This window comes from Streptococcus sp. W151, from assembly GCF_053010205.1.
Map to the genome: position 1 here is coordinate 243,868 of NZ_JBRKNT010000001.1, position 13,999 is coordinate 257,866.

12 protein-coding genes and 2 pseudogenes are annotated in these 13,999 nt (G+C 43.1%); 9 read left to right on the plus strand and 5 right to left on the minus strand.

Annotation, left to right across the window (positions count from 1 at the left end):
• Nucleotides 1-38 precede the first annotated feature (38 nt).
• From ACVC7Q_RS01125 to ACVC7Q_RS01150, 6 genes are all read left to right on the plus strand, one after another.
• On the plus strand, nt 39-236 hold the full coding sequence (locus ACVC7Q_RS01125; RefSeq protein ID WP_447264503.1) for a DUF3272 family protein: 198 nt from the start codon (nt 39-41) through the stop codon (nt 234-236).
• 205 nt (nt 237-441) lie between these two features.
• Complete coding sequence (locus ACVC7Q_RS01130) at nt 442-1,704, plus strand: ABC transporter permease (protein WP_447264504.1); 1,263 nt, start codon at nt 442-444, stop codon at nt 1,702-1,704.
• Between the two features lie 6 nt (nt 1,705-1,710).
• Complete coding sequence (locus ACVC7Q_RS01135; RefSeq protein WP_447264505.1) at nt 1,711-2,352, plus strand: ABC transporter ATP-binding protein; 642 nt, start codon at nt 1,711-1,713, stop codon at nt 2,350-2,352.
• 12 nt (nt 2,353-2,364) lie between these two features.
• Nucleotides 2,365-3,741, plus strand: coding sequence for an ABC transporter permease (locus tag ACVC7Q_RS01140; protein ID WP_447264506.1), 1,377 nt, complete (start codon nt 2,365-2,367; stop codon nt 3,739-3,741).
• 72 nt (nt 3,742-3,813) lie between these two features.
• Complete coding sequence (locus tag ACVC7Q_RS01145; protein ID WP_447264507.1) at nt 3,814-4,467, plus strand: response regulator transcription factor; 654 nt, start codon at nt 3,814-3,816, stop codon at nt 4,465-4,467.
• The gene (locus ACVC7Q_RS01150; protein WP_447264508.1) at nt 4,464-5,789 is read left to right on the plus strand and encodes a HAMP domain-containing sensor histidine kinase; all 1,326 of its coding nucleotides are present in this window, start codon (nt 4,464-4,466) and stop codon (nt 5,787-5,789) included. The genes ACVC7Q_RS01145 and ACVC7Q_RS01150 overlap by 4 nt, the downstream gene beginning before the upstream one ends.
• Before the next feature lie 41 nt (nt 5,790-5,830).
• On the opposite strand, the gene ACVC7Q_RS01155 is transcribed toward ACVC7Q_RS01150, so the two are convergent.
• Together ACVC7Q_RS01155 and ACVC7Q_RS01160 are read right to left on the minus strand one after the other, a co-directional pair.
• Nucleotides 5,831-6,520: an ABC transporter ATP-binding protein gene (locus ACVC7Q_RS01155; RefSeq protein WP_447264509.1), complete on the minus strand. Its 690-nt coding sequence runs from the start codon at nt 6,518-6,520 to the stop codon at nt 5,831-5,833.
• A gap of 1 nt (nt 6,521) precedes the next feature.
• On the minus strand, nt 6,522-7,625 hold the full coding sequence (locus tag ACVC7Q_RS01160) for an ABC transporter permease (RefSeq protein ID WP_447264510.1): 1,104 nt from the start codon (nt 7,623-7,625) through the stop codon (nt 6,522-6,524).
• Between the two features lie 249 nt (nt 7,626-7,874).
• Between ACVC7Q_RS01160 and ACVC7Q_RS01165 the strand changes: the two are divergent.
• From ACVC7Q_RS01165 to ACVC7Q_RS01175, 3 genes and pseudogenes are all read left to right on the plus strand, one after another.
• A pseudogene (locus ACVC7Q_RS01165) lies at nt 7,875-8,417 on the plus strand (T6SS immunity protein Tdi1 domain-containing protein).
• A 208-nt stretch (nt 8,418-8,625) separates the two neighbouring features.
• Nucleotides 8,626-9,375, plus strand: a complete 750-nt coding sequence (locus tag ACVC7Q_RS01170; RefSeq protein WP_447264511.1) for an MBL fold metallo-hydrolase — start codon at nt 8,626-8,628, stop codon at nt 9,373-9,375.
• A gap of 424 nt (nt 9,376-9,799) precedes the next feature.
• Nucleotides 9,800-10,330 (plus strand): annotated as a pseudogene (locus tag ACVC7Q_RS01175) (hypothetical protein).
• A gap of 688 nt (nt 10,331-11,018) precedes the next feature.
• Here ACVC7Q_RS01175 and birA read toward each other — a convergent pair.
• From birA to ACVC7Q_RS01190, 3 genes are all read right to left on the minus strand, one after another.
• On the minus strand, nt 11,019-11,960 hold the full coding sequence (gene birA / locus ACVC7Q_RS01180) for a bifunctional biotin--[acetyl-CoA-carboxylase] ligase/biotin operon repressor BirA (RefSeq protein WP_447264512.1): 942 nt from the start codon (nt 11,958-11,960) through the stop codon (nt 11,019-11,021).
• 14 nt (nt 11,961-11,974) lie between these two features.
• The gene (locus tag ACVC7Q_RS01185; RefSeq protein WP_447264513.1) at nt 11,975-12,982 is read right to left on the minus strand and encodes a LacI family DNA-binding transcriptional regulator; all 1,008 of its coding nucleotides are present in this window, start codon (nt 12,980-12,982) and stop codon (nt 11,975-11,977) included.
• Nucleotides 12,983-13,049: 67 nt separating this feature from the next.
• The gene (locus ACVC7Q_RS01190) at nt 13,050-13,883 is read right to left on the minus strand and encodes an AraC family transcriptional regulator (RefSeq protein WP_447264514.1); all 834 of its coding nucleotides are present in this window, start codon (nt 13,881-13,883) and stop codon (nt 13,050-13,052) included.
• Nucleotides 13,884-13,999 lie beyond the last annotated feature (116 nt).

Consider the following 13,999-nt stretch of genomic DNA (forward strand, 5'->3'; position numbering starts at 1 on the left):
TACATGAATTTTTTACTGATTCATGGTAAAATGAGGATATGAATACAAAACAATTTGCAGTGCTAGCAGTCTTTACTGCTATGGAGACTTATTTTTTCAATGAAGCGACCATGGCGGGTCAGATGCTCTTTGCATTCTTTTGGGCCCTCTTGATCTTACGCAATCTCCAAACGGCCTATATGGTGGAGAAAATTGCTAGTGCGATTGAAAAAGAAATTAAGAAGAAAAGAAAATAAAACCTTTGAAAAGAAATCTTTTTTCAAAGGTTTTTTCTATGTCTGTAGATGAAGTGACTCTGAAGCACTGCTCAGTTTTCCTAGAAAATCTAGGAAACTTTTTCTATTTCATAAACATTTCACATTTCTCCTCTATAATGAAAGCAACAAATGATGAAAGCGTCCACATTGCATCGCTATGGACCTTGAAATGGAGGGTAAGATCATGCTCTTACAACAGGCAATCGCCTATATTTCTAGAAAAAGAACGAGGAATCTGGTCCTCTTTCTGATTCTCCTCTTGATCCTCTCTTGCTTGTATTTCTGTTTTTCACTGATGCAAGTGGGAGGAAGACTGGAGGACCATATCAAACAGTCGGCGGGGACCAGTTTTGCTCTGACCAGTAAACAAGGGGATAGGCCCTTTGCTCTGAAGGAAGCTGAAAAGGTGCGGCAACTGGACGGGGTGGGATCCATGGTTCCTCAATATGAAAGTCCCGTTCGTATTCTTGGTAAAGAAGCGGTGACGGGACAGCAGTCGGTAGAAAGGGATGATCTGGGACAGGAAGCCAAGCAAGCACTAGGTGCTGTCTTTACCCAGAAGACAGACCAGCATCTGGATTTCCGAAGTGGCAGTTTCCAACTGGTGCAAGGCAAACACTTATCCGATAAGGCGAGTGGGCAGATTATGATCCACGAAGAGTTGGCTAAGAAGAACAAGCTTAAGGTCGGAGATCAGTTGACCTTATCCAGCTTTCAGATGGGAGAAACTCCTGCCAAAGAGCAAGTCTTTGAAATCGTTGGGATCTTTTCGGGTAAGAAACAGGAAAAATTCACAGGAATGACCTCTGATCTGAGTGAGAATCAAGTCTACCTCCCTTATGAGGATGCGACCAAGCTCCTAGGTCTCAGTCAGCAAGAAGTGACCCAGGTCACCTTTGGGGTCAAAGATCCTGAGAAAATCGATGCTCTCTTGAAGCAAGTCAAAAGCTTGGATCTGGATTGGCAATCGCTACGCGTGGTCGAAGATCGCAAGGCCTTTGATCAGATGAAGGAATCCTCTCAGACCTTAGAAGGCCTGGTACGGATCATGATGATCGTCCTCCTGGTGACAGGAGCAGGTACGCTATCGCTCTTACTAAGTCTCTGGACACGGGAGCGGATCCATGAAATCGGGGTGCTCTTATCCATTGGGAAGAGCAAGGGCCGGATCTTTAGACAGTTCCTCTTGGAGGTGGTGCTGGTATCCTTACTAGCAGTGATCCCAGCCTTTCTCATCGGGCGGATGGTCAGCCATCGTTTCTTAGAGCAGTTTGTCGGACAGACAGGTCAACAGCAGACCCTAGACTTGCTCAACCAAATCCCTCAAGGCCTTTCCTTAGGAATCGCCTATGCTAGCCTCTTGTGCTTGATCCTATTGTCGCTCGGTGCAACCACCAGCTTGATCTGGCGCAAGAGTCCAAAAGAAATATTAACAAAAATGAGTTAAGGAGAAATGACACCTATGTTAGAACTCAAACATGTAGCCTATAGCTATCAAAGTTACCAAGAAGAGATCTTCTCAGACGTGAACTATCAGTTCGAAAATGGGACTTTTTACAGCATTATCGGTCAGTCAGGAGCTGGGAAATCAACCCTCCTCTCCCTCCTAGCTGGTCTGGATAATCCCAAGAAGGGGCAGGTTCTCTTTGATGGGGAGGACATCCAGACCAAAGGGTCTAGCTACCATCGCAAGCACCATGTTTCCTTGGTTTTCCAGAATTACAATCTGATTGATTATTTGACGCCACTTGAAAATGTCCGCCTGGTCAACAAACAAGCAGGGAAAGAGATTCTCTTGGAATTGGGATTGGACGAAACGCAAATCAAACGCAATGTCCTCCAACTATCCGGAGGGCAGCAGCAACGGGTGGCCATTGCGCGTGCGCTCGTTTCAGAAGCACCTGTCATCTTGGCTGATGAGCCGACGGGAAACCTAGACGAACAGACAGCAGGTGATATCATTGCCATTTTGAAGAAGTTGGCCAAGGAACGCCAAAAATGTGTCATTGTCGTCACCCACAGTAAGGAAGTGGCAGAGGCCTCCGATGTGGTCTTGGAATTGAGTCGCCGTAGCCTCGTTGAGAAGAGTAAGTAAGGAGGGAATGCTATGTTGCGAAATGCTTTTGCTTATATCACACGTAAATGGCCCAAGTCTCTCTTGCTCTTTGCCATCATTCTCCTCATGGGGACCTTGAGCTTGATCGGACTCTCCATGAAGGGTGCAACCCAAAAAGCTTCATCGGAAAGTCTGGGATCCATCACCAATAGCTTCTCCATGCAGATCAATCGCAGGACCAATCCGGGAACCCCTCGCGGAGCTGGGAATCTCAGAGGAGAAGATATCGAAAAAATCAGCCAGGTAGAGGGGATCACCTCCTCCATCAAGCGGATCAATGCCATCGCGGATATCCTAGACCACGAGATCATTGAGACCGAAGAAACCTTACAAAACCAATCTCCAGAGCGGGCTAAGCACTTCAAGAATACCTTGATGGTGACAGGGGTCAATGACTCTTCAAAAGAAGATAAGTTTGTCTCTGGAGCCTACAAGCTGGTCCAAGGGGAGCACCTGACGGATAAAGACAAAAACCAAATCCTCATGCACGAAGATTTGGCGAAAAAGAATGGCCTCAAGGTAGGCGATAAGGTGCGACTCAAGTCCAATCTCTACGATGCTGACAATGAAAAAGGGGCTAATGAAACCGTCGAAGTGACCATCAAGGGTCTGTTCTCTGGGAAAAACCAAGCTCCTCTAACTTACGCCCAAGAGTTATATGAAGATACACTCATTTCTGACTTGGATACAGCTGCCAAACTCTATGGCAATACTGTCCAAACAGCTACCTATGAAGATGCGACTTTCTTTGCCAAGGGGGATCAGGATCTGGATGCCTTGATCGAAAAAATCAAAGCCTTGGATATCCCATGGAATTACTTTGACTTGGTTAAGAGCTCTTCCAACTACCCAGCCTTGCAAAAATCCATCAGCAGTATGTTCCAAGTGGCGGACTACTTGTTTATCGGCAGCCTCATCTTTGCTAGCTTGCTTCTCACTCTTCTCCTTGTTTTGTGGCTCAATGCCCGTCGCAGAGAAGTGGGTATCTTGCTGGCTCTAGGGCTTTCTAAGGTACAGATTGCAGGGCAATTTGTGGCAGAATTGGTCATGATTTCCATTCCAGCCTTCCTCCTCTCCTATGGAGTCGCAGGTCTTCTTGCCAAAGGAGTCGGAGATACCGTACTCAAAAACGTCACCAGTGGCATTGCCAAACAAATGGCTCAAGAATCCTCTGCAGCCAACCTTGGTGGAGGAGCTGAGGCAGAAAGCTTCAGTAAGACCCTGACAGATATCCATATGGACATCCAACCGAGTCAATTGATGGTGATTGTTTTAGTCGGTGGGCTTCTCTTGATTCTCGTATCCATCCTTTCTTCTCAATGGCTCTTGCATAAGAAACCAAAGGAACTCTTGGTGGATGTCGAATAAGAGATTGTTTCCTAAAATAGAAATAGGGTATAATAGGAGGTAGAAGAAGTTTCTTAGAAAAAAGGAAAGTGTATGAAGATACTAATCGTAGAAGATGAAGTCCTGATTCGCGAAGGGATGAGCGACTATCTCATGGAATGTGGCTATGAAGTCTTTGAAGCAGGCGATGGGCAGGAGGCCCTGGATCTCTTTCACAGAGAGACGCCGGATCTAGTCTTGCTGGACATCCAGCTTCCTATCCTCAATGGCTTGGAAGTCCTCAAGACTATTCGCAAGACTAGCTCAGTCCCTGTCTTGATGCTAACGGCCTTCCATGACGAGGACTATAAGTTGACAGCCTTTGGAGAGTTGGCAGATGGTTACCTGGAAAAACCCTTCTCCTTGTCCCTCTTGAAGGTCCGTATCGAAGCTATTTTTAAAAAGCTTCAACCTTCCCGGGTCTTCACCTATGGAGAGGCACGGGTGGATTTTGAGAGCTACACAGCTAGCCTAGCAGGCAAAGCCATTTCCATGAATGCCAAGGAGTTGGAAATCTTGGAATACTTGCTCCAGCATGAGGGCAAGGCCCGGACCCGTTCTCAGATTCTCGATGCCGTCTGGAAGGAGACGGAGGAGATTCCTTTTGACCGTGTGATCGATGTCTATATCAAGGAACTACGAAAAAAACTAGAGCTGGACTGTATCGTTACGGTACGCAATGTCGGCTATAAATTGGAGAGACCATGACCAAACGGAGTATCTTTGCAAAAATCTTTCTGATCACCTTTGCCCTTTTTAGTAGCTTAGTCATCCTTCTCCATGCTTCGGTTTACTTTATTTTTCCATCGACCTATATCGAGTCCCAGCGCCAGACGATTTTGAAGAAATCGCAAGCCCTGGCTAAGAGTTTCCAGGGTCAGGCAGAAGGGACCATTGAGTCGGTCATCGACCTTTATTCCAAGACCAATGATATCAAGGTCTCGATCAAGGGCAAGGAAAAACAAAATGCCCTAGAGGTTAAGGATGACCTGCTCCTGAACCCTGATAGCCAGAATAATTCGCTGGTCATTGAAGAGCGAAAGATTGAGACCAAAGAGGGGAAGGACTTGACCTTGCAATTCTTAGCAACTGTGGATTCGCAAAAGGAAGCGCGGGACATCAGTCTGGGCTTTCTTCCCTATAGTCTCCTTGCTTCCTTTGTTCTGTCACTAATTGCCTCCTATCTCTATGCCCGCCTGATTTCTGCTCCAATCCTTGAGATCAAGCAGATGACCAAGCGGATGAAACGGCTGGATCGGACAGCCAGTCTTCCCATTCATTCTCAGGATGAGATCGGCGTTCTCAAGCAACAGATCAACGACCTCTATCATCATCTTTTAGAGGTGATCGACAATCTAGAGCAGCAGAAACAGGAAAATCTGAAGTTGGAGCAGATGAAGGTGGAATTCCTACGGGGAGCTTCGCATGAGCTCAAGACGCCTCTGGCCAGCTTGAAGATTATCCTAGAAAATATGCGGGATAAGATCGGTCGCTACAAGGACCGGGACCGCTATCTGTCGGTCTCCCTCGATATCGTCGATGAGATGAACCAGATCGTCCTAGAAATCCTGTCCCTGTCCTCTGTCCAAGAATTGGCCGGAGACAAGGAGTGGATCCAGCTGGATCAGGTCTTAGAGCAGATCCTCGACCAGTACAAGGTCTTGGCTCAATCCCGCGCGCTCACGATTGACAACCAAATCCCTGACAAAGCAGTTTATATGGACCCAGCGATTCTGAAATTGGTCCTGTCAAATGTCATTAGTAATGCCGTCAAGCATTCGGATGCCGGTGGAGAGATCCAGCTCCGGCTCGAAGAAGAAGGGACGCACTTGGCTGTTGAAAATACCAGTCAAGAAATGGTAGAGACCGCTGAGATGCCAATGACCGCTAGCCGCCAGAAGAAGGAAGGTGGTCTGGGACTCTTCGTGGTCCAACACTTGCTAGACCATGAAGAACTGGCCTATCAATTTGATAAAACGGCTATGGGCTTACGCTTCCGTATGGAACTGCCCAAAGCTCCTCAAGAATAAAAAAATGGCGAACAAGAGAAACTCTTGTTCGCTATTTGTATTTAATCAACTTTTTCGACCTTTAGCAATTGGCCGTGTTTTAATTCATAAATGGTATCCACATAGGTCAGGATGGAGCGGTCATGGGTGACCATGATGGCGCTCTTGTTTTTGGATTTGACTTCTTTTCGGATCAACTGGGCGATTTCTTGCCCTCGATCCGGGTCTAGGCTAGCCGTTGGTTCATCAGCCAAGATGACCTGCGGATTTCCTATAAAGGCCCGCGCGATGGCTGCCCGTTGTTTTTGTCCACCAGACATCTGATTAGGGTATTGGTGGTAACAGGCTTCGATGCCCAGATCTGCCAACAAGGCTTTGACTTCCTCTTGGCGTTTTTTCTTGTCCTTTTCTCTTTTCAATTTGGCTACCAGTTCTAACTGGTCACCGATTTTCATATAGGAGAGGAGCTGGTGATCTTGAAAGATGAAGCCGAGCAATTCCAGACGTTTTTGTGTCCACTGGCCTTGGTTGAGGCCGGTCAAGTCTTGGCCAGCGATACGAATCCGCCCCTCGTCTGCTGACAAAAGTAAGCCAGCGATGGCTAAGAGAGTGGATTTACCAGATCCGGAAGGACCCAAGATCGCGACAAATTCGTTGGGTTCGACGCTTAAATTCAGCTGGTTGAGGACATGGTGCATCTGGCTGCCATCGGCGTAGGATTTTCTGATATTTTCTAATGCAATAATAGCCATCTTATTCTCCATTTCCACCAATGACTTCGATTGGATCTACTTTTTTGATTTTGACAAGGGATAAGGCACCACACAAAATAGAGGTCAGGATAAAGCTAACCGAGATGGTGAGGTTGTCTTTCAGGGTCATAAAGGAAGGGACGCTATTCGGTAATAATGGCGCCATCATAGTTGCCAAGCCAAGTCCCAGTAGCACTCCGATGAGGGAGATGATGGTGAGCTGGGACAGTTGGACATAGGTGATCTGGCTCATGGACATGCCAATGGCCTTCAAGACGCCGAACTGTTTCAACTTCTGCAGGGTCAGGATATAGAAGAAGACTCCAAGGATAGCAGAAGAAGCAAGCAAGAGAACCCACGTGATCATCCGTAGCGTCAGGTTTTGAGCCTTGTAGCCAGGGATTTTATCGATCACTTGCTTCTTATCTGCCATCATTAAGTTACTGGATAGATCGTTAGAAGTGATGCTCTTCTTGGTCACAAGGGTTTGGGCTTGCCATTGATAGCTTGGATCTGTTTTTTGCCGCATGCCTGTGTAGGTCTCCGAGCTGATAAAGCCAATCTCGCTATAGCCGTATTTGGCATTTTTCGCAAAGCCCACGACCTTGAGTTTTTGCTTAGAAGTTTTGTCGATCACTTGATCACCGATTTGGATCCCCTCATCCTCTTTGAAAGAACTGTCCAAAATGACCTCGTTTTTCTTTAAGTCGGAGATCTTGAGGTCTGTATCTTCCATGATTGGATTGAGGATTTCTTCTTCGTTGTGATCGGTCGCGAAGTAGGTGATATCCAGGGTATTGGAATCCTCTGATTTTGAGACGGTTGCCCGCTGGATGGACAAGCCGGAATAGTCCATCCCCTCTATCTTTTGGACCTCATCTACATCTTTCGCCGTAATGGTTGAAAAGGGGATAATCCCTTCTGAATCCGTCGAAAGGATGTAGTGAAGGGCCCCATAGTTATCGATTTGGGCCGATACCGAACGCCCCAGTCCATTTGTTAGACCGGACAAGAACACCACCATAAACATGAGGATGGTAATGAGGAGTTCAATCAGGATAAACTTCTTGGGTTGGTATTTAATTTCATTCCATGCGATTTTCATATTCGTTCTCCTTTTAGCACGGAGGTGCTCGAGTAGCTCGGCACCTAAACATACTCTACCATCATACCACAAGTGGGGGGATAATAGGGGGATGGTGTTTGGTAGAGTGTTTCAAAAGCATTATTCTTTTTAGATACTTACATGCCTATGAAACTGTTATTCTTCTTGTTATGTAGACTCTGATACATATGGTTTGTGCTATACTGGGATTATAGAGAAACGATGCTAAAAACCAAATCGGAGGATAACATGTTAGAAAACTTTATCAAAGAGGCAGATATGCCCCAAGAAGTCATTGAAAAGTATAAGGATCAAGTTCCTACTGAGTTGCTACAGATTTGGCAAGAGGATGGTCTGGGAACCTTTTTAGATGGTTATTTGAAGTTGATTAATCCAGAGGATTATCTTGAGCTTCTCCGAGATAGCTATTTCAGAGGAGATATCGCTTTCCCTATGTTCGTAACAGCATTTGGAGATATTATTACTTAGGAAGAGAACGCCTACGTAGGAATTGTCCAATATAATATTCAGGATTTGGATATTATGATTAAGCGTATGGATCGTTTCATAGAGTATGTTGATGATGAAGATTTCAAAGACGATTATTTCGATATTCCACTTTACAAAAAAGCTGTTGCCAAACATGGTGAATTGGCCTACGATGAGTGTTTCGGTTTTGTTCCTTTACTAGCCTTGGGAGGCGTAAAAGATGTGGAGCATATGGATAAGGTAAAAACCTTGGAGCATATTTACCTCATGTACCAACTCACAGGCGGAGTGTTCGACGATTGATAAAAAAAGAACCACCCTCGAGGTGGTTTTCTTGTGGTTTAATCAAAGCTGGTGCATATAGTTTGTGGTATACTAGTCTTGTTGTGAATTTGAACTTTTGATCAATGGTAGTAGCTGTTGTTTTATTAATGTGGATTAAACTGATAATTAATTTTATTTCAACTTATAAATTGAACAAATATCGTTATAAAAAAATAAAAGAGGTATTATGTCTATTTCGTTTACTTATTGTGGAGTTGCATGTGGAGTCCTTTCTATTGATAATAAATTTTATATAGGAATTGATCCTGATTTATCTCCCAAAGGAGCTTTAGTTCAGTTTAAAAGATTTGTGTCCGAGAAACAAACTAATGTCAATCATGATAAGTCTCTTCTTAATAAAGTTGATGTATGGCTAATAACTCATGGTCATCATGATCATTTAGATAATGTAGGAAGAAATTATTTAAAGGGTAAAACTGTAATTTCTCCTAATAAGAAAATCTTAAATGGGTTATCTGGCTTAAATAACTTTGTTTTAAAATGGGGCGAAGAAAAGCAGTTTTCTGTCGGTGACTATCTTATTACTATCAAAGCCTTACCAGCCTATCATGCTAGTAATTTCATTATGCAAAAAATAGTTGGTAAAGTTAATGGTTATCAAATATCAATTGCAAGTTCATCAGAAACTAAGGTGATTTATTTTACGGGTGATACTATTTTCTATTCAAATTTAACAAAAAGTGTTCCAAAAAATATAGATGCTATTTTTGCTAATTTAGGTGCTGTAAAATCTGATTCGTTTGGTGGACCATTTACAATGGATTTGAAAATGCTAAACCAAATGAATGATCTACTTCAACCTAAAAATATTTATCCAATTCATATTGAAGACTATAGTCATTACAATACGACCAATAAAGAAGTCGAAGACGCAAACTATACAGTTTTATCGATTGGAGAGACTATTAATATCTAATTGATTAGATGAATAAACGTATAGTAGAAAAGTTTTTGAATAAAATAAGCTAAAGTGGGTCTTAAAATAGAGCTTACTCGTGCCAATACTGATAAATTATGGGAAGCAGAGATAGAATTTTTGTAAAAGATATATTCAATCTTCAGAGAAAAATCTCCGAAAACTATACCAGTATGCTCGAGAGTTTCATATTCTCGAAAACGTTCAGTCATTAATAGAGGTTTTATATGAATAAAGATCGATTGATTGCTCTGTGCCATAAAATTCCAAACGAAAAACAGGTAGATTTCAATGTTGTGCTAACTTATTATTTTCTAGAAACTATACTTGCAAAGATAGCGTATTGAATGAGTAAAGAGTAATTGATACCATAGATAAACAAATGTATTCTTGCATTGATGAGTATAAGAAAGGAAAGAATTAAATGGTAACACCCCTGATATTTATTATTTCTCTTGTCCTACTTTTACGTCGTTTTAAAAACAAACGTTTAAGAAAGATTATTGGCTTCTTATATGCTTCATTTGCAGTTTGGTTTATTTATTCGATCTTTACTTATGGAAGCTACACCCTCCAGCCTGGTCAAAGCGTTACATTAAAAGTTTATCCCAATACGGACCAGTTGGAGTATAATTCGGAACTCCATTTTAAAAAATTAGATGATGCTAAGTTAAAACTGTCCGGTCGAAAAGGTTGGGGGATGAAAGATAGTAATATAGTCTATAATGTTGAAAAGTAAACAATAACGGAGCTCAATTTTTTAAAAGACAAAACAGAGCGCAAAGATTTGCCGAATGACAAAAGTAAGAGTATCTATTTAGAGAACGATGGAATAGTGGTTCAAGGGGAAGTAGAGGAAGTATTTGGGGTGACGGAACAAAAGCCTTACAAGATCACCATCACCAATGTAGACGATAAACCAGCCCACTTTGAAGCGCAAGTGGTGGATCGGTAACAAAGCAAAAAAGCCTTGGAACTCAAGGCTTTTTCCTGTTGATAAGGTACTTTTAGGTATTTTCAATATCATGATTTAAAAGTGGGGCAAAAAACATACTGAATTGAACTGTTTAGTAGCTTAAATATATCATGGTGCTATCTAAAAAGTTAATTTTATAGAGTTTGTTGGAATAGTTACTGAGTTTATGTTTAACATCCAAACTTTATTATTATATCATGAAAATAATTAGAAAAACAGACTTGTATTATTTTGAAATTGGTATATGATGAAGGTGTAAGAACTATAAAATAGCCTGTTAGAAAGGGGAATGAAAGAATTAATCAGGCTATATAAAATTGGTGATTGGTATTTAATGTTGTCAAACAAGAAAGGAAGAGGTAGAAAATGCAATTACATAAAAAAATTTTTATAGTGGCGTTGGTTTTATCTATTTGTATCTCACTATATTTTCTTATCAATCCGTCTAATATCTTCACCTTTCCGATCCGTGTGCATGAATTTGATGACACATTTAAATATTACATGTTTGTGAAGATTGGAATTGTATTATTATTTATCAAATTCTTACTGGATATATGCTTAGAGTATATCAAGAAATGGTTTAAAAATTTTTGATATATCTTCACACAAAAGAGTCTGAGACAGCGTTTTGTCCCAGACTCTTTTTTGAGTTGTGAGCTCTGTTTTATAGATCCCACTGCTTGAGGGAAATTTCGCCACTATTGAGCCAGATTTCTTCCTGTTTATCTAACTGGACCAAGAGTTGGCCGGTATCGGAGATGTCTTTGGCTATGCCCTGATAGGTCTGCTGGTTCTGCTCAAAGGTGACAGTTCGTCCTAAGACAAGGGAGCGCTCTTTGTAGAGGTAGACCAGTTCATCGATATCCGTATGAAGAAATTCCCTCCAAATCTCGCTGATGAGGTCATTGCGGGTGATGGGACAAGGGCCTTCAAATAAGGAACCAGCCTTGCTTTCTAGCTCATCTGGAAAAGTAGAGATAGCCAAATTGAGACCGACTCCGATAATGACATCCGTGACAAGGCCAGTCTCGATGGATGTGATAGCTTCGGTTAGGATTCCCCCAATTTTTTTATAGCGATAGTAAATATCATTGACCCATTTGATATCGACATCGATCAGGGTCAGATTTTTAATAGCCTTATAGATGGCTCCTGCGACCATGAGGGTATAAGGGGGGAGCTCCGCAGGTGGGAGTTGGGGCTTGAGATGAAGAGACATATAGATGCCGCCTTGATCGGGAGAGTAGTAGTCGCGACCAAAGCGGCCCTTTCCGGCAGATTGGGACTTGGCCAGGTAGAGAGCCCTACCCTCTTTATGGGCTTCCATGCCTAATTTTGCGTCCAATTGGGTAGAATGACATTCTTCATTCAAAGTAACGGTCAACTGGGTATTTCTTGCGATGACTTCAGGAAGCAGAATATCACCTGAGACCAGTCTATACCCCTTCTTTTTTAGGGATTCGATGACGACCCCATCTTTTTCCAGGCGCTGAATAGCCTTCCAGATGGAGGTGCGAGAAACACCTAATTCTTTTGCCAACTGTTCCCCGTTGACATAATCATCTGCCTGAGAAAGGGTTTGAAAGAGGATTTCGTGTGTTTTCATAAGACTAAGACCTCCTAGCGACTGCTGTCTCGAATCGTCAGTTTGGTGGCTAATTTGACCATGCAGGGAACACTTGGTTGACTCCCTTGGAAGGTCTGCCGCAACAGCTGAATGGCTTGCTTGCCCATTTCTTCTGTGTATACGGTTACTGTAGAGAGGGCCGGAAAGACATACTTAGCAATCGAGGTATCATTGAAGGAAATGAGACTGACGCGATCAGGCACAGCGATTTGGTGCTCCTGAAGGGACCGAAGGGCCCCAACAGCTATGGCATCGCTGGCCATGAAAAAGCCAGTTGGCAAGTCTTCTCCCAAGTCTTGAATCAGCTGCTCCATCATCTGATAGCCCGACTCAGTTGAAAACTGGCCGACAGCGACATAGCGCTCCTCATAAAGCTCTTTTTCTGTGAGAAACTGTTGAAAGACTCGTTGACGAGGATCCATCTGAAGCGGTGTCGCATCTGCCGTCTCTTCCTGCCCGACCAAGAGTCCGATCTCCTTGTGGCCATGCTCAAGAAAATGCTCGAGAGCGGTGATAACAGAATCTTCTAAATCTGTCGTCACGCAAGAATGCCCCAGATAGAGGGTATTGCTATCGACAAAGATCAGGGGTTTGCCATAGCTTTCTAGATCTTGAATGGTCTTGGGACTGAATTTCCCAAGAGCAATAATGCCGTCTGCCTCCTGAATCAAAGACCAATCGTCCTTGTTGAAGATACGAAAGATCTCATAGCCTAATTCCTGGGCTTGTTTCTCCAAGCCCATCCGAATGGCATAGTAGTAGAGGTCCTCTAATTCTTCTTCACGCGTGTACCATTCAAAGATGACGATTTTATGAGAATCTTCGACTGGTTGAGGCGCTGTTTTGCGGCTTTTCTTTTGGTAATGCAGGTCCTCAGCGATGCGAAGAATCCGACTGCGCGTGTCTTCGCCAACCGATAAGGTCGCATCTTGGTTGAGAACGCGAGAGACCGTTGCCTGAGAAACGCCTGCTTTTTCTGCAATGTCTTTAATCGTTGCCATGGTTCATCCTTTATTGATTTCTACTTCCAGTATACTCTAAATGCTAGTAAAAAGAAATAAATTTTTACTAAATTTTATGTTTGCTACGATATTGGCTAGGAGTCAGGTGGCTGTAAGCCTTAAAGGCCTTTGAAAAATAAAGGGGATCTGAAAAGCCAACTGAGTAAGCCACGATCTTGATGCTTTCGTCTGTATTGGTCAGCAACTGCTGGGCACGTTGCATGCGGACCGAGTGCAGGAATTCTTTGGGAGAGATCTGGTGAAACTCCTTAAAAACAGTTGTTAGGTAGGAGCGATGGACATTGAGGTCATCAGCGATCTCTTGAATACTGAGATGTTCTTTAGCGTAATGCGTCTCAATCACATGTTTGCAAGTCAGATAGAGTTGATAGGTTGGAGATGGATGGCTCCGATGGATATCGGGTGCCACTTCACTGATAAGAAATAGCAGTTCATAGATCTGAGAGAGAAGGTGGAGTTGGTAGTGCGTGGTCATCTTTGAAGCCTCTGCCTTGTGGACGAGTTGCTCCATAAACAGCCCGATCCGCTCTGTGTCCACCTCATTCTTCTTTAGAAAACCTTTGGCATGTAAGGTTGAAAAGCGCATGAAATCACTCACCTTGGTGCCACTAATCCCAATCCAGTAGTAGGACCAAGGATCTTCTGCGTCTGCCTGGTAGTAGGTCACCATATTTTTAGGGAGAAGGAAGAGATCCCCGGCTTCTAAATGGATTTCATTTTTATTGATGTGAAAGACACCTTTTCCCTTGGTGATAAAATGCAGAACAAAATTGTCTCGAAAGCTAGGACCAAATTCATAATTCTTGGGGCAATCTTCGTATCCGTAAAAATCAAGGGCTAGATCAATGGTGTCGGTTTGGTATTCTGAAAAGACTAACATAGGTAAACCTCCTACCTAACATTTTACCATATATGCCCAACAAAATTCTATTTTCGGAAGCGTTTACATCAAGTAAAATAAAGACATGTAAAAAAAGAAAGATATTGGAACTGAAT